We start from the raw sequence: 24,257 nt of genomic DNA, 5'->3' as shown, positions 1-24,257 counted from the left end.
ATTATGAAGAAACTAGTAATTGCGGCTTTCGCCCTCGTTATCGTGGCGCTCGGGCTTGTGAACATCGACTGGAACCGGCTTGGGAAAGAAGCACTCTACGTGCAAGTCGGGACAGCGACAAACGTTGAGGAGACGACGCTCGAATCGGGTGACGTCGTCCGGCGTTACGAGTATACGATGCCGGCGCTGACGAAAGATGGTGATCCGCAGACGGTCACGTTCACGGCAGCGAAGGAGCTTCGAAGCGGGGCATACTTGAAGCTATATGTGAAGGATCAAGACGTTATCACGTCTTACGATGAAGTAACGGTCGCAGATATTCCAAAGGCGGCCCGGGAGCAATTATAGGAAGAGCATCAACGAGCTGCGCGTACTTATTTCAAATCGAGATAAGTACGTTTAGCTCGTTGATGCTACAATTAATTTACCACCAAACAAGAAGCGTTCATGAAAGGAGACGGTGCGGATGTTTGAACGGATCACAATAAAAAAAATGGAGTTGGATCAAAAGCGGCCGTTACCAGTGTATACACTCCGAAGCCTTAGAGAGAAACTATTTTTAGAGTGGACGTATAATTCGAACGCCATCGAAGGCAACACGTTGACAATTAATGAGACAAAAGTTGTCCTAGAAGGCATAACGGTTGGCGGGAAGACGATGCGAGAACATCTAGAAGTTATCAATCACCAAGAGGCGATTGTCTACGTAGAAGAAATCGTTCGTCGGGAAGAACCGTTTTCAGAATGGCAAATCAAAAACTTGCATCGGTTGGTTTTGAAAGGAATTGATGATGCGTATGCAGGTGTGTACCGCGATCAACAAGTGTTCATCGCCGGGGCTGTCCATACGCCGCCACCTTCGTATATGATTCAAGAACAAATGGAGCAGCTGATTCACTGGTACGAAACAGAAGCAATCAACCTTCACCCGGTGGAGCGCGGAGCGTTGTTGCATGGTAAGTTTGTGGGGATCCATCCCTTCATCGACGGGAATGGACGAACGTCTCGCCTGTTACTCAATTTGGAATTGATGAAATCAGGATATCCGCCCGTCATCATCAGAGTTGAAAATCGTTTGGCATACTACAACGCACTGGATCGTGCACATACGACCGGTACGTATGATGATTTCATCGAACTCGTTTCAACAGAAGTCGAAGCGTCGCTTGATTTGTACTTGCGAGCCGTTGCCATTGACTAACAAAAAGCCTTTCCCGAAGATCAACGTGTCGTCGGGAAAGGCTTTTTGTGCGCGCTCATGCGAGTGAACTTTCTTGTTCGGCTAATTCGTATTGGAGTATGTACGTCAATTCTACATGCGCTTGTTCGGAAAAGTTAGTCTTTCGGACGTGCGTACGTGGTCGTAATCCACATTCCAAAGCAATATCAACGATTGTCCTAATCTGATTTTCCGTATAAAAACGTTTGCGTCCCATCGTGAACGGTGTCGGCGGTAAAACGCCGTCCGTCTCCCATTTGATCAACTGTTGTTGACTGCGAGGGATGCCGGCGACGGTGAAGGCGCGACTCAATTCTTTAAGCGGATAGACAATTAAATGGCGTCCGTTATATTGAAATGGTTTACCTAGTTCGGGACGATATGCATCCCATTCGGTCGCAAAGAACGTTAAATCGATCGTGTCAACTTCAAATTGAGCGGAAGGAATTGGCGTGGCGAGTGCGATGTCTAAGTTGTTCATCTAGTGTTAGCTCCTTCTTCAAGTCTGCCGGGTAGTAGTACCCTCCCTCGTATAGTACCCTATTTTCAAAAAATTAACTGTGCATTTTTTGAAAGCGGGGCAATGAATTTGTAGGACTTTCGATTCATTTACCGGGTTCGCGCAATGTTTATAAAAACGCCCTAAATGGTGTGGTGATGCAAGTTATAGGAATGATTTGAGGTGGAAATAATGAATGCTGAATAAGATGGTTCGAAAGTCACAGTGGGGAAATTTACGACTTTTGAGCAAAACGGTTTCCTCGTCGGTTAATAAGGGCGAAGGAGGTGAGACATATGGCAGTGTATCGAGAATACGCAAGCGTTTTTTATCTCGACACGAAACGGCTCGTTGACGGCAAGGAAAAACGTCAGCTCGTCCGCTTCGGTCCGCTCGGTGCGCGGATGGAGACCGAGGAGATCAAACAGTTTGGCGACTTGTTGATCCCGTTACTCGCGGTCGAATCCGCTACGTACGTCGTGTCGCGTGAATTCCACGTGACGGTCTAAATTGGAGGCTCCCACTTATGCTAATACCCCCTAGTCCCGTCGCTCACAATCGGCACGATGAGCAGGTGGTCACATGAGCTGGCCCGAACTCATCTCAAACCTCGGATTCCCGATCGTCGTCTCGCTCTATCTGCTCCACCGGATCGAGACACGTCTTGAGCGGATGATTCAGCTGCTCGAACGTTTGGACTCCACCTATCCGTCTGAATCGTAACCACTCCCCGAAAGGAGCCATCCCCTATGGCACAGCTGACAGAAAAGAAAGCCACGCTCGTCCTGACGACGCACCATGACCTCGAAAGTTTGAAACCGACGAAGAAGACGCAACGGTTCGGTCCGATTCGCGCTGCGCTCACGGCAGATGTTGCCGATTCATACGGTCAGCTCATGCTCGATCTTCTCGAACATGAAGATTTCACCGTGTCGGTCGTCCGCGAATACGACTTAGCCTAATCCACTCACATTCTAAGGAGGAAATGAATCATGACTGAGACAAAACTAGAGATTGCCTTTTTGGACACGTTTAACAAAGTTGCCCGCTTCCGTTTGAACAACGTCAAACAACCGGTCGACCCAGTGAAAGTGCAAGCGCTCGCCGACTTCATGGTCGCGAACGACCCGCTCGGCAAAAACGTCGTCAAGTGGACCGAGATCAAGATGATCGAAGGCACCGAGACGGTGTTGAACATCCAATAATCGAACCCGGAAGGTGACTGAGTTTTCAGTCATCTTTTTTTATTTTGGTCAATCCACTTTAAACTTCTCGACTTCAAGACGATAAATAATGAAACGTTGTACTTGAGAGGGGAATACATACATGGCATGGAAAGAAAAATGGTCAGCGGCTGTACGCCGATTGAACCTGCGTCGCATCGATGTCCGCCGCTTTACATGGAAACCGAAACAACGGAAACGACAAAAAGTAGAGACACCCGCGTCTTCGGGGAAAGGCCTGACGATTCGCAAAAAATTATGGGGACTCGTCATCCTCGCACTCGTCATGGTCGCCGGTGTCGGCGGCTACTCGCTGTTGTCACTCGCCGACGCGAACCGTCAAGGCGACGATATCGTCAACAACTGGAATAAAGGGCTCGACTACGCCCACGAACTGAACACGCTCGCCGCGAACTATCGTGCGCTCGAACTCGAGCATATCGTGACCGAGGACGCGGCCGGAAAAGAAGAATTGATGGCGAGACTGAAAGAGATTCGGACCCAAATCAATGAACTCGCGCCGAAATATGAGGCGACAGCGTCAGGCGAAACCGATAAAGAACTGTTCGCCAACTTCGCTCGCCAATGGGAGATGTATCAACGCGTGTCAGACAACATGCTCATTTTTAGTACATCGGGCAACAACGGCATGGCCCGCTCGTACTACGATGCCCAGTCCCAGTCTACATATGATAACTTTACGCAACGCCTGACCGAACTCGTCGATTATAACTCAGAAGGCTCGCGGCAAGTCGGGGCAGACATGGAGCGCGAGTTTCAACAATCGCTCATCGCCTTGCTGGCCGTGACGATTGGAGCGATTGTGATCCTCTTGTTCCTCGGGATGAGTCTACTTCGTTCGATCATCAAGCCGATGCGGATGCTCCAGACGAAATTCGATGAACTGGCGTCACAAGGCGGGGATTTGACAATGTCGATCCCCGTCACGTCGAACGATGAGATCGCGCAAGTGAGCCGTTCGTTCAACGCCTTCCTCGCCTCGCTTCGTGAGATTATGATTGATGTCGACGAGACGGCGAAAGTCGTGCTCACATCGTCGCGAGAAGTCGCCGCGGAAGTGACCCAATTGAGCCGTTATATGGAAGAGACGTCAGGTACGGTCGAAGAACTGACGGCCGGGATGGAAGAGACGGCCGCTTCGTCGCAAGAGATGAGTGCCTCGACGACCGAGATGGGCAGCTCGATCGATACGATCGTCGATCTCTCGAACGATAGTGCCAAAACAGCTGGACATGTCGAACAGCGTGCCCACGCGATGCGTACGCAAGCCATCGCCTCGAAGACGGAAGCGAACGCCATCATCCAGAAAAAACGCGTCGAGCTCGATGAGGCGATCAAAGGTGCCAAGTCGGTCGAAGAGATCCGCGTCTTGACGAGTGCGATCCTCACGATTGCCGACCAGACGAATCTGCTCGCCTTGAACGCATCGATCGAGGCGGCCCGGGCCGGTGACGCCGGACGAGGCTTTGCCGTCGTCGCGTCAGAGATCCGCAAACTCGCCGAGAACTCGCGTCAAACTGTGAACGAGATTCAAGCGGTGTCGAATACGGTCATCGATTCGGTCGAACGGCTCAATACGAGCTCGGCAGATATGCTCACGTTCTTGAACACGAACGTGCTCGCCGACTACGACCGGCTCGAGGAATCGGCAACGCAGTACGAAGAGGACGCTACCGTATTCGGCAAGACGGCGAACACGTTCGAGACGAACGCGTTGCAGCTCCGCCATATGACGGATAGTATCCTGCACGTCATCCAAGAGGTCGCGACGACCGTGACGGAAGGAGCCGACGGGACGCAGTCGATCTCAGAGAAAGTCCAACTGTCTGTCGAGCGGTTCAACGATGTCCAACAACGGATGAACGAGACGGAACAGCGGGCGGCCGAACTATCGAATCGCGTATCACAGTTCAAATTATGAGACAAGACCACAGTCAAACGACTGTGGTCTTTTATTGTGACAGAAATTGGAACACAAAACTGATAAAGGCAGTCAATAAGAAGTCAGACTTCTTTTATTTGGTACATATTAGGTTTCGTTATCCGATATAAGAGTGGCAATACAAAATTAGAGAGAAGTAGAGGTGGGAGAGGACGTGTTCCTCAAAAGAGATGAAACGATTGAAAACACTGTCATTAACGCAAAAATTATTTAGTGGTATCGGACTTATTTTATTGTTCGTCGCGTTCGGCATGGGTTATAACTTATGGACGCTTCAAAATATGACGACTCAGTATGAAGACATGATCAGCCATGACGTGATGAAGATGAAGGCGGCCGACGACCTGTCGCTCGGCATGACGCGTCAGGCGTATGGACTACGAGGTTACATACTCGAGCAAGAGGACTCGCGTCTCGAAGCAGAACAACGTGGGTCAGAAGACAAGAAACAGGCGATTCAGACACTCATCGAACTTGCCGAGACAGAAGAAGAACAGGCAGAACTTGAAAATCTTTTAGCCTATGCAACGGGCTATGATGAGTTAGCCGCCCAATTGATTGCAGCAATCGATGAAGGGGACGAAGAGTCGATCGACCGACTCGCGCTTCGACTCATGCCGGATGTGACAGCGTCAATCACGGAGACGGGCGAGCGGTTACAAGCCGAGTCAGAGGCGGAGATGTTCGAGCAGCAACGAAGACTTGAAAATTTAGGTGAACAGGCAGTCTTGTACTCCGCGGGAATCGCGATTCTCATCTTGCTCCTGACAATTGGTGCCGGTTACGCCTTGAAACAAATGGTGACCGTCCCGCTTCGGATGTTGTCAGACGAAGTCGCCGTCGTCGCGAATGGCGATTTGACACGCGTCGACTTGGACGCGCTGACGCGTGACGAGATCGGGCAGCTCATGGTCGGATTTAACCAAATGAAAGGCAACTTGCGTGAGTTGATCAATGAAGTGAACCGTAACGCCCAAGAGATCACGGCGCAATCGGAAGAGCTTTACGCCAGTACGGAAGAGATGTCGTCGCAAACTGAAGAAACGACTCGGATGATCGAGGCGGTCGTCGAAGAGACGATTCAACAAGCGAAAGAAGCGACGGGCAGTGCCAAAGCGGTCGCAGCGGCCGATGAAGGCGTCGAACAGATCGCCCGTTCAATCGGTACGATCAGCGAAGACGTCGCGATGAGTCTAAAGCTCGCCGAACAAGGGGACGAGACGATTCAACAAGCGAAACAAGAAGTGCTCGCCCTTGCAACCGAGACACGAATGACCGGGGAATCGATTGCGGCGTTGAAACATCAGTCGGACGAGATCGCCTTGATCACGGAAGTCATCCAGACGATCACGGACCAGACGAACTTGCTCGCCTTGAACGCGGCCATCGAAGCGGCCCGGGCCGGTGAACAAGGTAAAGGGTTTGCCGTCGTCGCCGAAGAAGTCCGGAAACTCGCCGAACAGTCGAAACAGTCGGCCGCGCGCATCGCCGGATTGATCGAATCGATCCAAGTCCAATCGAACGCCGTGCTCGCAAGGCACGAACTCAGTGCGAAGCGGGTCGAGGCGAATACAAAACTGTTGGAGAAAGCGACAAACGCGTTCCAACAAATCGTCGTCCAGCTCGAGACGTCGGTTGAGAACACGAAACATATTCGTGTCGCCTCAAACGAGATCGCTTTGACGACAAAACAAGTCGCTACGGCCGCCCTCGGGATTGCGACCGAGAGCGAACAGATGGCAGAGACGATGCGTTCGGTCGGTGAGACAGCCGATTCACAGCTCGCGATGATCCAAGAGTTGAACGGCGTCGCCGAGTCACTCGGGAATATGACGGGCGATCTGCAGACGTTGATCGGAAAATTCAATACGTGACTTTAGCCGTCCTCGGACGGCTTTTGTACGTTCAAAGGATTGACGATGCTACGTTTCGGGAATGACGGGATAGAACGCATTTTAGATGGAAAAGGGGAATTTGAATGAAATATACGGTCATCACAGGGGCAAGTTCAGGCATCGGCTACGAGGCGGCGAAGCAGCTTGCCAAGCAGGGTAAATCATTCGTGCTCGTCGCGCGTCGCACGGACGAGCTTCAAAAATTGCGTGACGAGATCAAGTCGATCTCACCAGACAGCGATGTCATCCTCAAAACGAATGACTTGTCATATAGTGAAAACGTCTATGCACTCTATGAGTCGCTCGCCGACCTCGATATCGAGACGTGGATCAATAACGCTGGGTTCGGGGACTCGAATCTTGTGAAAGACGCCGAAGTCGGGAAAATGGAAAACATGATTCGTCTAAACGTCGAGGCGCTGACCGTCTTGTCGAACTTGTACGTTCGGGACTACCACAAGGTCGAAGGGGCGACACTCCTAAACATTGCCTCGGTCGTCGGCTACCGCATCGCGGCGAAAGGGGTCACGTACAGCGCGACGAAGTTCTTCGTCAGCGCCTACACGGAAGGACTCGCCCAAGAACTTATCCAAAACGGCGACAAGTTGCGGGCGAAAGTGCTCGCACCGGCTGCGACCGAGACCGGATTCGCGAGCCGGGCCCGCGAGGAAGAGAACTTCGATTACAGTGAGAACGTCGCGAAGTACCATACGGCCGAAGAGATGGCCGAGTTTTTAGTTCAATTGCTTGAGAGCGATGAAACGGTCGGCATCGTCAATCACGAGGACTACTCATTTGAACTGCGCGGACCGATTCATCCGTATATGGGGTGAGTTAGACAGCATTCAATACCATAAGCAGACGACAGCCCGAACTCTTTTTGAGTTCGGGCTGTCGTTTAGGATTGTCGCATCGTATCCGCATAGCCCCCGGTCAGGCGGTGGGTCAGGCGATGATACCAGTAGCGCAGACGCAGGCGATATACATACGTTCGGGACGTGTTCGGTAAGACGACGTTATCGATATAGTCGGCGAACATGGCGCGGAACATTTTGTCCTCACTATCGTCGTACGTCGCGCTCCACATGCCGTGCTCTTCGACTTCGAGCAGCGTCGCGATCGTCTCGTCGTCGAGTTGACCGTCTTCCGGCAAACGTTTGACGAGCATCTCGACCCGGTGGCTGCAAATCGAGGCATAGAGCGAATGGGCCCGTGGGTTTCGCGGATTTGCGTTCAAATAGCCGATTGCGGCTTTGAGCAGCTCGTCGTTCATCTCGAGCGGGATCTCATCGAACGCTTGGAAGAATTCGAGCAACATCGGCACGGTCTCTTCGCTGAAACCGGCGAGACGGACGTAGTGCATGATGTGTAAGCCCGCTTCGCCGTAGAATTTACGATTGAAGTAATGGACGGCAAGGGCGCGCCGTGTCATCGGTACGTCCGGATAGCGCTCGACGGCGCGGCAGTAATGTTGCTCGGCCTCAAACGTAAACCCGGCGTCTTCGCTGAGGGCGCCGTGCAGGCAATGGATGAGGTAATGGTCGCCCATCGTACTCGCGGTTTCGAGCACTTGTCTGGCTGTCTTGAAATCGCCTTCGCGAATGAGCGGATAAGCGCGCATCGCCGGGAAGAACGGGTCGTTCGGGAAAGCCGTCTCGCCGCGGACGATGAGCGTCTCGATGGCCTCGGCGTTATAGTCTTCGATCAACTCTTCAAGGAGCATCATCTCAAGGAAGGTGCGCTGAAAGTCTGGGGTGTGTAAGTCGATGGTGTGTTTCAAATGAGGTCCCTCCCAGCTTTTGTGATTGTCGCTTTATTATACAAGTCAATCGCTTCACGAAGTAGCATTATTTGAAAAAATGGGAAAAGAAAAGAGGGGGAGCGCATTTGGGGGAAGGAGGGATCAACGTGGTCACGTTCACGGGCTATATCGTCGAACTCGAGGCAGCGCGAATTCGGGTCGCACCGAAGTTGGAGGCTGAACCGTTCGACGGCATCGTGTTTCATCTAGACGAGCAGATCGGGGACACATCGACGCTCACGGTCGGCCAATTCGTGCGGGTCGAGCATAGTGAGATGATGACGAAATCATTGCCGCCCCAGGCGGCGGCGCACCGGATTGATGTGCTATGATGGATGAGAGGTGAGTCATATGGGACAGTGGAATTTTCTTTGGCTCGGCGGCGTCATCGCGCTGAGCGCATTTCTCGTCTGGCTCTTGCAAGACGCGATCCCGTTTTGGATGCTATCGATTTTGCTGCTGTTACTCGGGGCCGCGGTCGGTAACGTGCAACGCAAATTGAATAAGGGCGAGTAAAAAGCACGTCTTCCGATTTAGTCGGAAGGCGTGCTTTCTTCGTCTCGCTCTGTGGCAGCCGGTTTAGCTTTTTCTTCTTTAGCAGGCTTTTCTTGTTTAGCAGGCTTTTCTTGTTTGGCAGGTTGTTCTTTTTTAGTAGGCTGTTCTTTTTTAACAGGCTTTTCTTGTTTAACGGGCTGTTCTTTTTTAGCAGGCTGTTCTTTTTTAGCAGGCTGTTCTTTTTTAACAGGCTTTTCTTGTTTAACGGGCTGTTCTTTTTCAACATGCTTTTCTTGTTTAGCGGGTTGGTCTTTTTTAACCGGTTTTTCTTCTGTGACCGGTTTCTCTTTTGGCTGATCTTTCGGTTTGCTTTCTTGCTTTTTGACTGGTTTCTCTGCTTCAGCCGCTGGTTTTTCAGGCGCCACCGGTTCTGCCGGTTCTGTCACAGGAGGTTCCGGCGTGACCGGTTCTTCTGTGACGGGAGGCGGCGTCGGTTCTTCAGCTGGCACTTCCGGTTCAACGACTTCAGGCTCTGGCGTTTCCTCTGGCGTTTCCTCTGGCGTTGCCGGTGCGTCTTCAACCGGCTCTTCGGCAGGCGCGACCGGTTCTGGTGCAGCTTCCGGGGCCTCGGCTTCTGGTTGCGGCGCTGGCGCTGGTTCCGTCACGGGTTGCTCATTTCGAGGTGGCGTGATTGGTGCGACCGGTGCTAGTTTAGCTAACGGTGGCGCTGGTGTGTCCGATTCAAGAAACGCGAGCACGTCTTGTTCGAACAGGGCGACCGGGAGTGCTTTTGACTTGAGGTGCATGGCGAGTACCCGTCCATCTGAAGCAACAATCGGACTGCCGATTGCCCGTCTCGGGATATCGAACTCGCGCTCATACCCGGTTTCATTGAACGTCATCTGGCCTTCGATCCGTTTAGACGGCATGAGCGTGATGAGCGTTTCGTCCGCCGCAGCAATCGCGTGACTGAACATGAACGGCGTCTCTTTCATTTGATTGATCCGGATGACGGCGATGTCGACGGTACGTCCGACGACGGTCCCTTTAATTTTCTTCCCATCGTGGTCGATTGTCATCGTCGTCAAACCTTCAACATTATGGGCAGCCGTCAAAATATCTTGCGGGCTGATTAAAAACCCTGTCCCGGCACCGACAGAAAACAGACTTTTCTCGAGCGTCGCCAAATCAATCATCGAAGTGTTATCGGCTGAGACGGTGTCTTCGGCGATGTTCAAGTTGACTTTGTCAGCGAGTGAATCCGTCGAACGAGGAGCTTCTTTCAAATAGGCGACTGTTAAAATAGAGATGAATGCGATAAGTGCAATCACGGTCGGAATGGCAATCCATTTCAAGCGACGGGGGCGATGGCCACACGTCGGACAAGCAGTTGTTTTTGAGCGGGTCTTCGTTCCGCAGCGTGGACAAGTCACGAGGGTGACACCTTCCTTCATATGCATAGATGATTAGCTATACCTTAAATGGAACAGGGATAAACAATATTTTGATGGGGTAAGCAGATGGGGTTGGAATGAACTTCCGGAAATCGGGAAAGAGATAGATATATTTCAAGAAAGGGGAAACGCCCATGCAGCCCTTTTGGACAACGCGTGCGTTCCGTAACGGCATCTGGGTACTGCTCATTTTGACGATCATCTTCATGGCGAAACAAGTCGAGTTTTTGTTCTATCCAATCGGTATCTTTTTCGCGACCGTACTGACACCGTTCTTGTTCGCCGGCATCTTGTTTTATTTGACAGTCGGTCTCGTCGATTTCCTTGAGATCAAATGGAAGCGACGGTCACTTGCGATTTTGAGCGTGCTCCTGTTGCTCCTCACCCTCGTCGTGTTGTTCGTCGTCACGCTCGGACCGCTCATCACAAGGCAACTGCTCGCGCTGCTTGACGCGTTCCCACGTTTTGCCGAAGGGAGCTATCGCCAGTTTTTGCTACTGTACGGACGGCTCGAGGAATACGCGTGGTTTCGGGACTATGCGGAGCAGAACGCGGCATCGATTGAGACGTGGATTCGTCAGTTGACCGACGCGCTCGGTTCACTCATCGGTACTGTCGCCGGTTCGCTCGGACGCGTGCTCGCGCTGATCGTGTCTGGACTGTTCACGTTGTTCATCGCGCTATTTTTGTACGTGTTCATGCTCATTGACGGGGGCAAGCTCGCGACGGCAATCGTGCGGTGGATCCCTGAGGCGTACGAACAAAACGCCCGCCATATCTTGCATGACATGCACGAGACGATCAAACGTTACGTCCGGGCCCAGCTCATCGTCTGTACGTTCGTCGGCTTCTTCGCGACAATCGCTCTTTGGCTACTCGACGTCCCGTTCTTCCTGCCGCTCGGTCTGTTCATTTTCGCGACGAACATCATCCCTTACTTCGGTCCGTTTCTCGGGGCCGCACCCGCCGTTTTGATAGCGTTCATCGACGAACCGGTCAAAGCGCTCTACGTCATCATCGCCATCACCATCGTCCAACAGCTTGACGCCAACGTCATCTCACCGCTCGTCCAAGGCAAGTCACTCCGTGTCCATCCCATCACCATCACTCTTGTCCTGCTCGTCGCGGGACGCCTCGCCGGTATCGTCGGCATGTTGCTCGCCGTCCCGTTCTATGCCGTCTTGAAAGTCACGTTCCTCAACTTGCAAAAACTATACGCGTTACGCAAACAGTCGAAGCTTCCGATCGAAAGGAGCGACTAATATGTCCTCGCGCATCACCCACACGTTCATGGAACTTGTACAAATTGATTCAGAGTCTTATGCCGAAGGTCCATTTTTAGAGTATTTAAAAGAACGATTCGATGGACTTGGTCTTGAAATTGACGAGGATGACTCGACAGCAGAGACCGGTCTCGGTTCGAACAATTTGATCGCCCGTCTAGCCGGCGACGCCTCGATCGCACCGTTATTCCTGTCGGCTCATATCGATACGGTGTCACCTGGTAAAGGCATCGTTCCGGTCATTCGGGATGATGTTGTCTATTCAGAAGGAGAGACGATTTTAGCGGCCGACGACAAGGCCGGAATCGCCATCATGATTGAAGTGGTGGAACGGTTGCGTGAAGGACGAACCCGGCACGGGCCGATCGAACTCGTACTCACACCAGGAGAAGAAGTCGGTTTGCTCGGAGCGAAAGCGCTCGATATGTCAACACTGAAAGCGAAGCACGGGCTCATCCTCGACAACGGCGGACCGGTCGGCGGCATCATCTTAAGTTCGCCGAGTATGTTCAGCCTGAATATCGATATCCACGGGAAAGCGGCCCACGCCGGACTCGAACCGGAGAAAGGCATCTCGGCACTCGTCATCGCGGCCGAGGCGATTCATCAGATGAAACTCGGACGTATCACTGAACAAACGACCGCGAACATCGGTAAGATCTCGGGCGGGACCGGCAGTAATGTCGTCATGGAACACGCGACGCTCGTCGGGGAGGCCCGGTCGCTCGATCACGACGCCTGCGTCGAACAAGTCACACACATGGTCGAGACGTTCGAACGAGCGGCACAAAACCATGGCGGCACGGTCGACATCAAGCAACAACAGATGATCCGGAGCTATCGGTTCGAGGAAGACGAACCGTTCGTCCGCCACGTCTCGGCAGCGCTCGCGCATACTTCGTTCCCGGTACGCTATGAGCATAGCGGCGGTGGGAGTGATGCCAACGTGTTCAACGAGTTCGGGAAAATCGCACTCAACGTCTCCATCGGGTACGACTCGATCCATACGGTCGATGAGTCGATCCCGATCAAAGAGCTCGAGGACAGTGTGACGTTCGTACTCCGGTTGATCGAGACGATGCAGTCGTTCAAAGCATGAGGGAAGGGGATGGGTTGTCGTGCGAAAACGAATCATCGACGTCGGCATCATCCTCGCCTCGATCCTCGTCCTCGGGTTAGCGATCAACTTGTTTTTAGGTCCTCACGAGATTGCGGCCGGCGGCGTGACCGGGATCGGAATTTTGTTAGAAGAAGTGCTCGGCATCGACCGCTCAATCGTCGTCTTCGTCTTGAACGGTGTCATGCTCGTCTTGACGTTCGTCTTTCTCGGGAAAAAAGTGTTTTACAATACGCTGCTCGGCAGCCTGTTCTTGCCGCTCGTTCTCGCCGTCGTCCCGAAATATATGGTCACGACAGACCGGTTCTTCTCGGTCGTGTTCGGCAGTATCTTGTTCGCTGCGGCGGTCGCCATGCTGTACCGAATCGGTGCCTCGAGCGGAGGGACGACGATCCCGCCGCTCATCTTGAACAAATACACCGGGTTGAACACGGCGATTGGCTTCTTTTTGACCGATGCGCTCATCGTCGTCTCAAGCTTGTTCGTCTTCGGGATCGAATCGTTCCTGTTCGCAATCGCCTCGATCATTTTGACGTCGGCGGTCATGGCGTATATCGAGCTCGGCCTTGACCGGAAAAAAGCCATCTTCATCATGAGCGAGTCGCACCTAGACGACATCAAGCAGGCGCTCTATCGGGACGTCGACCGGGGAATCACCGTCTTTGACGTGAGAGGAGGGTTTCAAGGAGAAAATCGGGAGATGTTGATGATTGTGTTGACACGTGGCGAATATCAGACGGCACTCAGAACGATCGACGCAATCGATAAACGTTCGTTCATGATCGTCTACAACGTCGCCGATGTGCATGGATTAGGATTCAGCTACCAACCGCGCGTCTAACTTTGGAAAGGGGAGCCCTTCATGAACTCCTTACTCGCCTTCACGATCGTCATGCTCATTTGGACGATCAGTGATTTCGTCGCCAAGAAAACGAAAGCGTTGCTGTCCTCGCTATTTGTCGCCTCTGTCATCTTTCTCGTCGGCTTCAAATCCGGATTGTTCCCGGAAGATTTGTTACCGTCATCATCTTTACTAGCCCTCGGTCAGACGGTCGTCGGACTCGTTATCGTCCATCTCGGGACGCTCATCAGTCTCGACGAGTTCAAGCGGCAATGGAAGACGTTCGTCATCGGTGTCTCCGCCGTGCTCGGCATCGGGATTTTTCTATACGTGATCGGGCAATTTTTCCTCGATACGAACTATATTTTAAGTGCCATCGCAGCCATCAGCGGCGGGACGATCTCGATCATTCTCGTCCAAGACGCCGCCGTCAACGCGGGACTCGTCTCGGTCGCTGTATTCCCGGTCTTGATCGCGGCGACGCAAGGGCTGATTGGTTTTCCGCTCACGTCGATCATCTTAAGGAAAGAGGCACTCCGCATCCGGACGGCACATCGGGACGGGACGCTCGTCACGCCTGAACAACATGCCGTCGTCCATGACGAGACAGATGACTCGATTTTGCCGGCGCCGTTCCATACGACGGCCGGGACGTTGTTCGTCATGGGGGTCGTCGTCTTGATTTCGACCGTCATCAGCGGATGGACGAACGGTTACCTGAACACGTTCGTCATCGCCTTGATCCTCGGTATCGTGTTGCGCCGCTTCAAGGTTTTGAAAGCGAACGCGTTGAACGGGATCGATGCGTACGGTCTCATCATGATCGCCATCCTGCTCATCATCTTCGGACCACTCGCGACGCTGTCACCGAGTGCGTTGTTCGATTTGATCGTGCCGATCACGATTTCATTCGTTCTCGGCGTGTCCGGACTTTTGTTGTTTGCGCTCCTCGTCGGCCGTTTCCTCGGCTACTCGAAAGAGATGTCGATGGCGATCGGGTTGACGTCGTTATATGGTTTCCCAGGAACACTCATCTTGAGCGAAGAGGCGGCGAAGAATATCGGGGAGACGGAAGAGGAGGTGCATATTATCGAGGATGAAATATTACCGAAAATGATTGTCGCCGGGTTCTCGACGGTCACGATCACATCTGTGTTCATCACAGGGATACTTGCTGCGTTCATTTACTGAGGAGGGAACAAGATGGCATTATCAACAGAACTCGGAAAGATCAAGCAACTGCATAACGCGGAGGCGGGCGTACTGAGTCTCTACTTAAGTACGAAGCCGAGCGAGCGCGACAAATGGGAGATTCATTTGAAGAACGAGCTGCGCCGACTCGAGCAAGAAATCAAGAGCGGGGACGAGGCAAAGTTGAAGGCGTTCAAAGGCGTCCGGGAACGGGCCGAGCGTGAGATTATGGGCAACGAACATAAGCTGTTGCGCAGTATCGTCTTGTTCGCGGAAGGAAACGATGGCTTGTTCGAGCTCCACTTCCTGCAACTCGATGTCGACAATGATTTCCATTACGGCGACAAGCCGAATTTGGACCAAATCGAGAGACTCGACGCTGAATTTCCGAACACAGGCATTTTGCTCGCTCAACTCGACAGTATCACGGTCTACGATACGCGGCTCGGTGAAGTCGAAGACATCGTCGTGTTCGATCTTGACCTCGACACCGATCAATGGAGACGGTATCAAGGCCGCGGCAAGGGCGGCGAGGCATCATCGAGTAGCCAAATCGACCAGTTCGACAGCCGGAAAGAAAAACAAGTCCGACGGTTTTACCGGGATATCGCCGGTGAGATTCGTTCCTTACACAAGAAACATAAATGGAACGAGGTCGTCATCATCGGGCAAGATCGGAGTGCGAACTTGTTGAAAGACGAACTCGACATCGACATCGAGCGCGTCGTGAACCGTAACTTAGGAAACGCCGAGGAAGAAGAGATTCTGCGCCGGGCGTTCGAACAATAAAAAGTAGCGAGTGACATCATGTCGCTCGCTATTATTCTGCCCAGCGATTGTCTTGTGTGAACGAGATCGTCAGCCATTTCTCATACGGCAGGAAGGCGAGCGCGTCCTCGATCTTTTGACGGATCCGGTCCTGCTCGGCGATTTTGTCATACGGGTAGTCTTTCGCCACGACGAGGTCGATCTCGATGAACAGAAGATTACCGGACTTCGTCGTCCGGACGTATGTTTTCGAGACGTCGTATTGATGGGCGACTTGGAGGATGGTGAGTGTGATCTGTTTACTGTACGGGGTCTCGGTGTTCATCCCAATCAATTCTTTGATGGCGCCCCACATCTCGATGAGCGGCGTCTTGACGAGCCAAAGGGTGATCAGCATGAGCATGACTGGGTCGACGTACGGAGAGATGGTGTCAAACGATAGCCAGACGAGCACTTGGGCGATCAAATAGCCGACGAGGGCACCACCGGTCAAGATGAAGCTGAGCCGCCATTGGACGATCTCGGCACTGACGAGGCCAGAGCTCGCTTTCATCTGGAACGTCCGTAAGTAGCGGAAGATCCCATACGTCAATGCGCCGCTGATTGTAAGATAGACGAGCGCCCAACCGAGGACGAGGTCATTGCCCCCGGCGCGGATATCATCGATCGCACCGAGGAAGGCGTTAACGATGACGAATAAGAGGACACTATATTGGAACAAGATGATGAACGGTTCGATCGTGCTCTTGCCGAACGGGAAGCGCTTGTCCGACGTCAGCATGAACACGCCGGCGCGGAGCGAGATCCAGCTCATGATGACGCTCAAGAACGAATAGACGCCATCGAACAGGATGAAGGCGGAAGATAACAAATAACCGACGATGATGCCGGCGATGGCGAAGAACAAAGAGCCAAATACAGAGACGCGTAGGACGAAGCGTTCGAGTCTAGGATCTTTTGGCATGGAGGTGGCCTCCTTACGAGGAAGACGGTGGTCGATGGTATATATTTTCCCGTTAGCCCAGTATCCTAGACATAACTCTTTTCAGCTTTCTACATTGTGATGGAGAAATGTGACATATAGCTATGGATAGGATAATATGTAAAATCAATTTACCGCTTTTGATAAATATCCATTTATAACCTTTTCGGTTGGAGTATACTATGAAAGTTAGTCTCACGGGACCAAGATGATTCGTTCCCAATTCAATTTTAAAAAGGAGTTATGATGAATTGAAAGCTTTACGATCTCGTTTCAGTATAGTTGTGATTGGAGTATGTATTTTATTCAGTTTCCTTATAACATCAGATTCTTATGCTAGAGGCTCTAAGGTAAAAGAAGGTATAGAGCGTCAATCGACCTTAAGCTCAAGTGCGGTCGGTAAAAAAGTTTCACAGTCTACTTATCCAACATCACTCCATAGAATGACGATGCAACAGTTTCAAGAGTATGGTCAAACCGATCGGTATCGGAGTGCTCCTGCATATATTCACCGGGGCTTAGTGAAAGTGAAAGGGAAATCTGGAACAGTTATCAATAAAAAGATGACTGTTGTTGCTAAACATGGAACCCCGCTTCAGGCAAAGCCGTCTGTAGATGCCGTTCCGCTAACGTCTCTGCCGAACCAAGCAAAAATTGAATATGTGACGCAGCTTACGACGGGTCACTTGACTTGGTATAAAGTGAAATACGGCACGAAACAAGGTTATATCTTATCTAGTGCTATCATTGGCAGCTCTACTATTTTAAGTGAGCCGCGTTTCGATTCTCATGGATATGGTCACATTAATCCAGGAGAAAAAATTGAGGTTATCGGGAAAAGGGGAAACTATTATCAGATTTCGTACCGCCGTCCTGCGGGTCACGATGTACGCATTTTTGATAATACTTGGCGAAGAGCTAGAATAAGTGATATTCGTGCCTATGTGGATCCCGGAAAAATCGCCCCTACCTCGGAAGCGTTCTATCAATTTTTAGATTTATCGAAGAGTGCGGGTACGACGGCAAAAACGTTGAATCGAGTGTTAGTCTCAAAAGGGACACTCTCAGGTAAGGGACAATCCTTTATCACCGCATCAAATAAATACAATGTGAATGAGATTTATCTCCTATCACACGCGTTGTTAGAAACGGGGCACGGTTCATCACGATTGGCCAAAGGGGTACCAGTTGATAAAAACGGCAATGCCCTTATTAACGCAAAAGGTGCCCGCATTCACCCAACACGTCCAATCGCTAAAACGGTTTACAATATGTATGGTATTCGAGCAACGGATAGCAATCCGCTTGGCAATGGTGCTAAATTCGCATTTGAACAAAAATGGTTCACTCCAGAAGCGGCGATTATAGGTGGGGCTTACTGGATCGGTGAAAGCTACATCAATCATCCTACTTATCGTCAGAATACGTTGTATAAGATGCGCTTTAACCCGGCTGCCCCGGGCTCGCATCAGTATGCGACCGATATTGGATGGGCTTCGAAACAGACAGCTAGTATCTATAACATATATCGTACGTTGGATCGATACACGCTACATTTCGATGTTCCGAAATTCCAGTAATTGAACGTAGGAGATACCTTTAAAGGCTGGAGGCAATAAGATGAAGTTGGTCATACTGATCGGTCCACAAGCTGTCGGCAAGATGACGGTCGGACAGGAACTCGCGAAGCAGACAGGATTGAAGTTACTGCATAACCATATGACGATCGATCTCGTCAGCCCGTTCTTTGATTACGGGACGGACGAGGGGCGCCGGCTCGTCCAACTGTTTCGGCACGAGTTATTCGAAGCGGTCGCGAAAAGCAATCAGCCCGGCTTGATCTTCACGTTCGTCTGGGCGTTTGATATGGAAGAAGACCGGACCTACATCGAAGGAGTGGCGGAACTGTTCGAGTCGCACGGGGCGGACGTCTACTACGTCGAACTCGAAGCCGACATCGAGGAGCGGCTCGCCCGCAACACGACCGAGAACCGGCTGGCACATAAACCGACGAAACGGGATATCGCTTGGTCCGAGGCCGAGTTGAAGCAGACGGCGACGCTGTACCGCTTGAACTCGCGTGACGGAGAGATCGATGTCGACAACTATTTGCGGATCAATAACACGGACCTTGATGCCGAAACGGTCGCGCGACAGATCCAACGCCAGTTCAACCTTTAGAAGTTTGAAGAGCGACGGCTGATTTGCCAAGCGGGACGAAAAGAGATAATCTAGCACTAGATAGTAATAATTACACTCTGTCTAGTCTATCCTTTGAAATGCGAGGTGAACAAGATGATAGAATTCAAATATGATACACAACTGTTGATCGAAGGGGAGCAACTGTCCGAAGATGCGATATTTGAGTACATCAATACAAGCTTCGCGGGAGATTGTTTGTTGGCAGTCGGGGACGAAAATCTAATCAAGATTCATTTTCACACGAACGAACCGTGGGATCTTGTTAAATATTGTGCGTCGCTAGGTGAAATCTATGACATTGTGATTGAAGACATGAGTAGACAAGAAAGAGGTCTACCTGGTTAATCTACGAACAGAAAAGAGAGTTGTTCGCCGGTAAACGGTGAACAACTCTCTTTTTCTACACCCACCAATCAGGGCGCTCATAGTCGATCAATAGCTGCTTTTCCAATAAGCGTTGCACGAGGTAAGACGTGACGCTTGGTAAAATCTCATCGATGTCGGCCGGGTGGACCATGACCTCGATCGAGTCGCCTGGTTGAATTGCGTCGAGCGTTGCCCGGGACACACCATCGCCGTAGAACTGGTCACTGAACCGCTCGGTCACCCACAAGTCCCGTCGTGCATCGAGTGTCGTTAAGGCCCGAAACGTCGTGTCGTATTCTTCGGCGAGACGGACGATGACGTCTTGGATCGCCGGCCAGCCATGGACGTGATGATGGCTGTCGAGGTGATGGAGCGACAGTCCCGTCGCGCGGAACGCCTCGATTTGCGCTTTCCACTCGAGATAGACGAGCTCAGCGTCGGGTGCCGCTTCCGTCAGAAACCGGTTCGTGTAGCGGAACGTCCCGTCTTCTTTCGTGAGCGGTGTACTCGTCTTTGCGAGCGGCCGTCCCCACGTCAAGGCGAGATGCACGCCGACGTGTAAGGCGGGATGAAGTTTTGCCAGTGCGACGGCCTCCTCGACGGCATAGCCGTTCATCATAAGTGTCGCCGAATTGACGATGCCGTGGACGTGACTGTCGATGATGCCCCGGTTCACACCGGTCGTCAATCCGAAGTCGTCGGCGTTGATCAAGACGTGCGTTTTATGCATTTTGCACGAGACCGAGCGCTTGGTCGAGCACTTGGTCGCCTTTCATGAGCCCGTAAGCCATATTGTCGATGACAGCGACCGGTACCGTGACGGATGCTTTGATCTTACCTTCGAGGTAGCGGACTTGTGGTCCAATCAAGATGACGTCGACGTTCGTTTGTTCTTTCAAGCGTGATTCCGGGATAGCTTCGATTGTCGCGTCCAGGCCGCGCGCTGCGGCCTCGGTGCGCATTTTTTCAACAAGGATCGATGTCGACATACCAGCCGAGCAGACGAGTAAGATGTTCATGTCAATTCCTCCAATTGGTTGAGTCGAGTGATCATATCGACCATCTCGATCGCAAGTTCTTTGACGGTCATCGCCGTCATCAAGTGATCTTGGGCGTGGACGAGCAAAACGCTCATGTCGCTCGTCGCCCCGCGTGCCTCTTCTTGCAACAGTTCGGTTTGAAGCTTGTGGGCTTCTAAAAACGCCTCATCCGCTTCTTTCATTTTCGCTTCAGCAAGTTCACCTTCGCCGCGTTTGGCGGCGGCAATCGCCTCGAACGCCGATGAGCGGGCGTTTCCGGCGTGTAAGATGATCATGAACGATAATTGTTGGATGCTTTCTGTCTTCAACTGATTTTCTCTCCTTCGTTGACTTCTGCTTTATTTTTATTGATTTCGGCCGTCATCGCTTTCGCCCCTGCCATGACGAACGGGATATACATCGCCGTCGCGATCGTCAAGTTGACGAGTTGAAGCAAGACGCCGCGGACGCTACCGCCGGTGACGAGGTAACCACTGATGATCGGTGGCGTCGTCCATGGGACGATGGCGACCGTCTTCGGTACCATGCCCGTCGAGAGGGCGACATATGACACGATCGTGAGCGTGACCGGTACCAAGATGAACGGGATCAACATGACCGGGTTCAACACGATCGGGAGACCGAAGATGACCGGTTCGTTAATGTTGAACAGTCCAGCCGGCGCCGACAGTTTCGCGACTTGGTGATACGGGTGGTTGCGCTGTTTGCGGACGACGATGAAGATGGCGAGAAGCAGGGCGAACGTCGTACCTGATCCGCCCATGAAGACGAATGAGTCGAGGAACGGTTTTGTCACCGTGTACGGGACGTCATACGCCGAGACGCCTGCTTGGAACGCGGCTAAGTTTTGCTCGATGAGCGGGAGATAGATCGGCTCGATGACCGAACCGATGATGTTCGTGCCGTGAAGTCCGAAGAACCAAAGGATATGGTTCAAGAAAGCGATGACGAGACCGGCCGCGAGCGAGTCGCCGAACCCTTGAAGCGGTTGCTGGATGACTTTGAAGATGACTTCAAAAATGCTGAGCTCGACTTGGAGTGTCATGAACAGTTGAACTCCGGCGACAAGCGTTAAGATGAGCATCGACGGGATGAGTGCTTGGAACGAACGAGTGACCCCGCCCGGCACGCCTTCCGGCATCTTGATCGTCAATTTCGTGTTGATGAGGTAACGGAACAGTTCGGTGACTGCAATCGAGACGATGATGGCAACGAATAATCCTTGGGCACCGAGCCAAGCGAAGTTAAGTCCCCAGTCTTCTGTGACCGGTACGAGCATGATGTATGACGCGACCGATAAAATCCCGGCGGCGAGCCCATCGACCCCGTACGACCGGGCCAGGTTATACCCGATCGAGAAAGCGACCAAAAGGCCTAATATGGCGAACGAGGCTGTCCAAATATTGCCGCCGAGCCCTTGCCAGTTCCCTTCGCCGAACGCATTGTTCATCATGCCGACGAAGTCGAGTGAGAGGCCACCTAAATTGATGGCCGGGAAGTTGTTAATGAGGACAGCGAGCGAACCGACGATGATGAGCGGCATGACCGAGACGAATCCATCACGGATGGCGACTAAGTGTCGCTGGGAACCGATGCGCCCAGCGATTTCGATAAACTTGTTCATGAGTAAACCTCCTTCTTAAATTGTGGTAAGTACGCTTCGTGCGCATCGAACAGCTCACGGAGGAGCGGATCGATTTTCTTCTCGTCTTGGATGAACGGGTTCATCAGGCAGGCGAGATAGGCATCGTTGTATGAGCCGGACATCGCTGCGCGGATGGCGAGCTGTTCAAACGTCTTCAAGTTGGTGATGAGTCCTTTGATCGGGAGCGGGAGCGAACCGATTGCGATTGGTCGCGGTCCTGCTTTCGTGATGACGGCGTTCACTTCGATTACGGCGTCGTCCGGTAAATCGCGAATCGTGCCACGGTTCAGTGTGTTCACCGTCTGGATATCGCCGCGGTCGTTGTAGATCGAGTCCATCAAGTTGCAGGCGGCGTCGGAATAATAGGCGCCGCCGCGCTGTTCGAGCTCAACAGGCTTCACGTCGAGATCGACGTCTTTGTATTTCTCGAACAGTTGCGCCTCGACTTGCTGGACGACCTCGGCGCGCGTGCCGTTCTGTTCATACGCCGCTAAATCTTTCGCGAGTACGTCCGCCGTTTGGAAATAGTATTGATGGTACGGGTTCGGCAACATGCGGAGCGATTTCAAGAACGATTCGCTCCAACCGAGCCCGACGATGTTCGCCGGCGAGTAGTCGGTGCCGGCGTTCAGTGACGCGAGCACGTCGTCCGTGCGATCGACGCCGTCGACCCAGACGTGGCGGCCGAACACGAAATGGTTGAGTCCGATGAACTCGATGGCGACACGTTCGACCGGGGTGTCTAAAATCTCAGCGACCGAGTTGCGCATGTTGAACGGGATGTTACAGACGCCGATGACTTTTTTGTGGGCCGAGTGTTGCAAGACGGCCTCGGTGACGATACCGGCCGGGTTCGTGAAGTTGACGAGCCACGCGTCCGGGCAAATCTCCGCCATCTCATTAGCGAGCTCGACGAGGACCGGGATCGTCCGGAACGCTTTGAACAAACCACCGGCACCGTTCGTCTCTTGACCGATGAAGCCGTGCTTGAGCGGGATGCGTTCATCCAAGGCGCGGGCTTTCAGGCCACCGACGCGGATCTGCGTCGAGACGAAGTCGGCGCCAACAAGTGCTGCTTTCCGGTCGAGCGTCCAACTGAGTCTGATGTCAGCGCCTGCCTTTTGAATCATCCGTTCGGCGAGACGGCCGACGATGTCTAATTTGTCTCTCCCTTCCTCGATGTCGACAAGAACGATCTCCCGAACCGGAAACGTCGCTTGTCGCTGGATCAAACCTTCAATGATTTCGGGGGTATAACTCGAACCTCCACCGATGATGACGACCTTGACTGCCATAGTGCCAACTCCTCCTTGTGAAAGCGATTTCTTTTTGTTGTAACAAATATAACAAATAGTACAACTTGCCGCAATATAAAAAGTACAAATAATACAAATTGTTTTTTGTATTTGCATTTGTATGTTTGCTGTATCAGAATAAAGGAAAGAAGGATGACATAAAGGGGTGACAGCATGTCGCAGTCGACGCTTCAAACAGCCATCAAAGAAGAGTTATTGTCCCGCATCAAGAGCGGACATTATACAGAAGGCGAGAAATTCCCGACCGAGTACGCGTTATGCGAAGAGTTCGACGTCAGCCGGACGACGGTCCGCGGCGCGCTCAACCAGTTGACGACGGAAGGCTATCTCGTCCGCCAGCAAGGGCGCGGCACGTTCGTCGCCGGGAAGAAAGTCCGGCAGACGTTATCGCATACGCCGAACAATTACGCGGCCCAGCTCGCCGTTCAAGGCAAGCGCGGCCAAGTGTCGCTCATCGACTTGTCGGTCGTCTCGGCGAACGCCCAGCTCGCCGACGTGTTCACGGTCGACGAACAAGCACCGATCCAAAAGATCGAACGGATCCGTCATGCCGACGGGGAGCCGACACAATACGAGGTCTCGTTCATCCCGTGGCAGATCGCGCCGGGTATCACGAAAGACCAGGCCGAGCATTCGCTGTTCCAAACGCTAGCGGAAGTCCACGACGTCCACGTCGCCAAGACGACCGAGGCGCTCGAGATTGCGCTCGCCGACGAACGGATAAGCGATCTTCTCGACTGTCCGCTCGGGACGCCGTGCTTTTATATCGAGACGGTGACCGAGGACGCGTCAGGAAAAACGATCGAGTACTCACGTTCATATTTCCGAGGGGACAAGACAAGTTTTGTCATCGAACGGAGCTACGCTTGAAAACACGCCGAAACCTGGCGTGTTTTTTTGTAGTCATATTAAACAAAAATGAACGGGTTTAGGATTTGTCAGCCTTGGAGATATCGC

29 protein-coding genes are annotated in these 24,257 nt (G+C 52.3%); 20 read left to right on the top strand and 9 right to left on the bottom strand.

Annotation, left to right across the window (positions count from 1 at the left end; translation table 11 throughout):
• The first annotated feature begins 3 nt into the window (after window positions 1-3).
• Both EVJ20_RS07860 and EVJ20_RS07855 read left to right on the top strand, forming a co-directional pair.
• Window positions 4-348 carry a YxeA family protein gene (locus EVJ20_RS07860; protein WP_131507751.1) on the top strand — a complete coding sequence of 115 codons (345 nt, stop codon included), beginning with the start codon at window positions 4-6 and terminating at the stop codon, window positions 346-348.
• 118 nt (window positions 349-466) lie between these two features.
• Window positions 467-1,201, top strand: a complete 735-nt coding sequence (locus EVJ20_RS07855; protein ID WP_131507749.1) for a Fic family protein — start codon at window positions 467-469, stop codon at window positions 1,199-1,201.
• A 55-nt stretch (window positions 1,202-1,256) separates the two neighbouring features.
• On the opposite strand, the gene EVJ20_RS07850 is transcribed toward EVJ20_RS07855, so the two are convergent.
• Window positions 1,257-1,700 (bottom strand): MerR family transcriptional regulator, encoded by a 444-nt coding sequence (locus EVJ20_RS07850; RefSeq protein WP_131507747.1) that lies wholly within the window; start codon window positions 1,698-1,700, stop codon window positions 1,257-1,259.
• Between the two features lie 314 nt (window positions 1,701-2,014).
• Here EVJ20_RS07850 and EVJ20_RS07845 point away from each other — a divergent pair, with 314 nt between their 5' ends.
• The 7 genes from EVJ20_RS07845 to EVJ20_RS07815 all read left to right on the top strand — a co-directional run bounded on the left by EVJ20_RS07845 (window position 2,015) and on the right by EVJ20_RS07815 (window position 7,632).
• Complete coding sequence (locus EVJ20_RS07845) at window positions 2,015-2,227, top strand: hypothetical protein (RefSeq protein WP_131456407.1); 213 nt, start codon at window positions 2,015-2,017, stop codon at window positions 2,225-2,227.
• A gap of 73 nt (window positions 2,228-2,300) precedes the next feature.
• Window positions 2,301-2,441 (top strand): YvrJ family protein, encoded by a 141-nt coding sequence (locus EVJ20_RS07840; RefSeq protein WP_016510821.1) that lies wholly within the window; start codon window positions 2,301-2,303, stop codon window positions 2,439-2,441.
• A 26-nt stretch (window positions 2,442-2,467) separates the two neighbouring features.
• Window positions 2,468-2,680: a hypothetical protein gene (locus tag EVJ20_RS07835; protein ID WP_071398189.1), complete on the top strand. Its 213-nt coding sequence runs from the start codon at window positions 2,468-2,470 to the stop codon at window positions 2,678-2,680.
• Between the two features lie 30 nt (window positions 2,681-2,710).
• Complete coding sequence (locus tag EVJ20_RS07830) at window positions 2,711-2,923, top strand: DUF2922 domain-containing protein (protein WP_070328480.1); 213 nt, start codon at window positions 2,711-2,713, stop codon at window positions 2,921-2,923.
• A gap of 121 nt (window positions 2,924-3,044) precedes the next feature.
• A complete protein-coding gene (locus EVJ20_RS07825; RefSeq protein ID WP_131507744.1) occupies window positions 3,045-4,883 on the top strand; it encodes a methyl-accepting chemotaxis protein in 1,839 nt (612 codons plus the stop codon).
• 200 nt (window positions 4,884-5,083) lie between these two features.
• On the top strand, window positions 5,084-6,778 hold the full coding sequence (locus EVJ20_RS07820) for a methyl-accepting chemotaxis protein (RefSeq protein ID WP_236636303.1): 1,695 nt from the start codon (window positions 5,084-5,086) through the stop codon (window positions 6,776-6,778).
• Window positions 6,779-6,882: 104 nt separating this feature from the next.
• Window positions 6,883-7,632, top strand: coding sequence for an SDR family NAD(P)-dependent oxidoreductase (locus EVJ20_RS07815; RefSeq protein ID WP_131456417.1), 750 nt, complete (start codon window positions 6,883-6,885; stop codon window positions 7,630-7,632).
• Between the two features lie 65 nt (window positions 7,633-7,697).
• On the opposite strand, the gene EVJ20_RS07810 is transcribed toward EVJ20_RS07815, so the two are convergent.
• Window positions 7,698-8,579, bottom strand: a complete 882-nt coding sequence (locus EVJ20_RS07810; RefSeq protein ID WP_236633332.1) for a tetratricopeptide repeat protein — start codon at window positions 8,577-8,579, stop codon at window positions 7,698-7,700.
• Between the two features lie 128 nt (window positions 8,580-8,707).
• On the opposite strand from EVJ20_RS07810, the gene EVJ20_RS07805 reads away from it, so the two are divergent.
• Together EVJ20_RS07805 and EVJ20_RS15215 are read left to right on the top strand one after the other, a co-directional pair.
• A complete protein-coding gene (locus tag EVJ20_RS07805) occupies window positions 8,708-8,932 on the top strand; it encodes a DUF3221 domain-containing protein (protein ID WP_131464265.1) in 225 nt (74 codons plus the stop codon).
• A 19-nt stretch (window positions 8,933-8,951) separates the two neighbouring features.
• Entirely contained in the window at window positions 8,952-9,116 is a 165-nt protein-coding gene (locus EVJ20_RS15215) for a hypothetical protein (RefSeq protein WP_167615699.1), read from the top strand.
• Window positions 9,117-9,133: 17 nt separating this feature from the next.
• Here EVJ20_RS15215 and EVJ20_RS07800 read toward each other — a convergent pair whose 3' ends face one another.
• Window positions 9,134-10,528, bottom strand: a complete 1,395-nt coding sequence (locus EVJ20_RS07800; RefSeq protein WP_131507740.1) for a S1 family peptidase — start codon at window positions 10,526-10,528, stop codon at window positions 9,134-9,136.
• Between the two features lie 155 nt (window positions 10,529-10,683).
• On the opposite strand from EVJ20_RS07800, the gene EVJ20_RS07795 reads away from it, so the two are divergent.
• Genes EVJ20_RS07795 through EVJ20_RS07775 form a run of 5 tightly spaced genes read left to right on the top strand, consistent with a single transcriptional unit; the run spans window position 10,684 to window position 15,770 of the window.
• Window positions 10,684-11,811, top strand: coding sequence for an AI-2E family transporter (locus EVJ20_RS07795; protein ID WP_131438926.1), 1,128 nt, complete (start codon window positions 10,684-10,686; stop codon window positions 11,809-11,811).
• Between the two features lies 1 nt (window position 11,812).
• Window positions 11,813-12,931, top strand: a complete 1,119-nt coding sequence (locus EVJ20_RS07790; RefSeq protein ID WP_131507738.1) for a M20/M25/M40 family metallo-hydrolase — start codon at window positions 11,813-11,815, stop codon at window positions 12,929-12,931.
• Between the two features lie 19 nt (window positions 12,932-12,950).
• Window positions 12,951-13,790: a YitT family protein gene (locus EVJ20_RS07785; RefSeq protein WP_131464259.1), complete on the top strand. Its 840-nt coding sequence runs from the start codon at window positions 12,951-12,953 to the stop codon at window positions 13,788-13,790.
• Window positions 13,791-13,811: 21 nt separating this feature from the next.
• On the top strand, window positions 13,812-14,981 hold the full coding sequence (locus tag EVJ20_RS07780) for a hypothetical protein (protein WP_071398181.1): 1,170 nt from the start codon (window positions 13,812-13,814) through the stop codon (window positions 14,979-14,981).
• 12 nt (window positions 14,982-14,993) lie between these two features.
• Window positions 14,994-15,770, top strand: a complete 777-nt coding sequence (locus tag EVJ20_RS07775; RefSeq protein ID WP_131507736.1) for a VLRF1 family aeRF1-type release factor — start codon at window positions 14,994-14,996, stop codon at window positions 15,768-15,770.
• A 31-nt stretch (window positions 15,771-15,801) separates the two neighbouring features.
• Here the strand turns inward: EVJ20_RS07775 and EVJ20_RS07770 are convergent, their stop codons facing one another.
• Window positions 15,802-16,713, bottom strand: a complete 912-nt coding sequence (locus tag EVJ20_RS07770; protein WP_131507734.1) for a cation diffusion facilitator family transporter — start codon at window positions 16,711-16,713, stop codon at window positions 15,802-15,804.
• 269 nt (window positions 16,714-16,982) lie between these two features.
• Between EVJ20_RS07770 and EVJ20_RS07765 the strand changes: the two genes are divergently transcribed.
• From EVJ20_RS07765 to EVJ20_RS15390, 3 genes are all read left to right on the top strand, one after another.
• Complete coding sequence (locus EVJ20_RS07765) at window positions 16,983-18,311, top strand: N-acetylglucosaminidase (protein ID WP_236636302.1); 1,329 nt, start codon at window positions 16,983-16,985, stop codon at window positions 18,309-18,311.
• A 40-nt stretch (window positions 18,312-18,351) separates the two neighbouring features.
• Window positions 18,352-18,912 carry an AAA family ATPase gene (locus EVJ20_RS07760; protein ID WP_131507732.1) on the top strand — a complete coding sequence of 187 codons (561 nt, stop codon included), beginning with the start codon at window positions 18,352-18,354 and terminating at the stop codon, window positions 18,910-18,912.
• A gap of 114 nt (window positions 18,913-19,026) precedes the next feature.
• Window positions 19,027-19,278: a dihydroxyacetone kinase gene (locus tag EVJ20_RS15390; RefSeq protein ID WP_035386313.1), complete on the top strand. Its 252-nt coding sequence runs from the start codon at window positions 19,027-19,029 to the stop codon at window positions 19,276-19,278.
• Between the two features lie 55 nt (window positions 19,279-19,333).
• On the opposite strand, the gene EVJ20_RS07750 is transcribed toward EVJ20_RS15390, so the two are convergent.
• Genes EVJ20_RS07750 through EVJ20_RS07730 form a run of 5 tightly spaced genes read right to left on the bottom strand, consistent with a single transcriptional unit; the run spans window position 19,334 to window position 23,279 of the window.
• Entirely contained in the window at window positions 19,334-20,029 is a 696-nt protein-coding gene (locus tag EVJ20_RS07750) for a carbohydrate deacetylase (RefSeq protein WP_131507730.1), read from the bottom strand.
• Window positions 20,022-20,318 carry a PTS sugar transporter subunit IIB gene (locus tag EVJ20_RS07745; RefSeq protein ID WP_070328493.1) on the bottom strand — a complete coding sequence of 99 codons (297 nt, stop codon included), beginning with the start codon at window positions 20,316-20,318 and terminating at the stop codon, window positions 20,022-20,024. Before EVJ20_RS07745 ends, EVJ20_RS07750 begins: the two co-directional genes overlap by 8 nt.
• Entirely contained in the window at window positions 20,315-20,614 is a 300-nt protein-coding gene (locus EVJ20_RS07740) for a PTS lactose/cellobiose transporter subunit IIA (RefSeq protein WP_201740018.1), read from the bottom strand. Before EVJ20_RS07740 ends, EVJ20_RS07745 begins: the two co-directional genes overlap by 4 nt.
• Before the next feature lie 29 nt (window positions 20,615-20,643).
• The gene (gene celB, locus EVJ20_RS07735) at window positions 20,644-21,963 is read right to left on the bottom strand and encodes a PTS cellobiose transporter subunit IIC (RefSeq protein WP_131443638.1); all 1,320 of its coding nucleotides are present in this window, start codon (window positions 21,961-21,963) and stop codon (window positions 20,644-20,646) included.
• Window positions 21,960-23,279 (bottom strand): 6-phospho-beta-glucosidase, encoded by a 1,320-nt coding sequence (locus EVJ20_RS07730; RefSeq protein ID WP_131507726.1) that lies wholly within the window; start codon window positions 23,277-23,279, stop codon window positions 21,960-21,962. The genes celB and EVJ20_RS07730 overlap by 4 nt, the downstream gene beginning before the upstream one ends.
• A 174-nt stretch (window positions 23,280-23,453) precedes the next feature.
• On the opposite strand from EVJ20_RS07730, the gene EVJ20_RS07725 reads away from it, so the two are divergent.
• On the top strand, window positions 23,454-24,170 hold the full coding sequence (locus tag EVJ20_RS07725; RefSeq protein WP_131456437.1) for a GntR family transcriptional regulator: 717 nt from the start codon (window positions 23,454-23,456) through the stop codon (window positions 24,168-24,170).
• Window positions 24,171-24,257 lie beyond the last annotated feature (87 nt).

It is taken from the genome of Exiguobacterium sp. SH0S1, assembly GCF_004337165.1.
GTDB lineage: Bacteria > Bacillota > Bacilli > Exiguobacteriales > Exiguobacteriaceae > Exiguobacterium > Exiguobacterium aurantiacum_A.
Note: the sequence above shows the minus strand (reverse complement) of the source record. Positions and strands in the feature narration are given on the sequence as shown.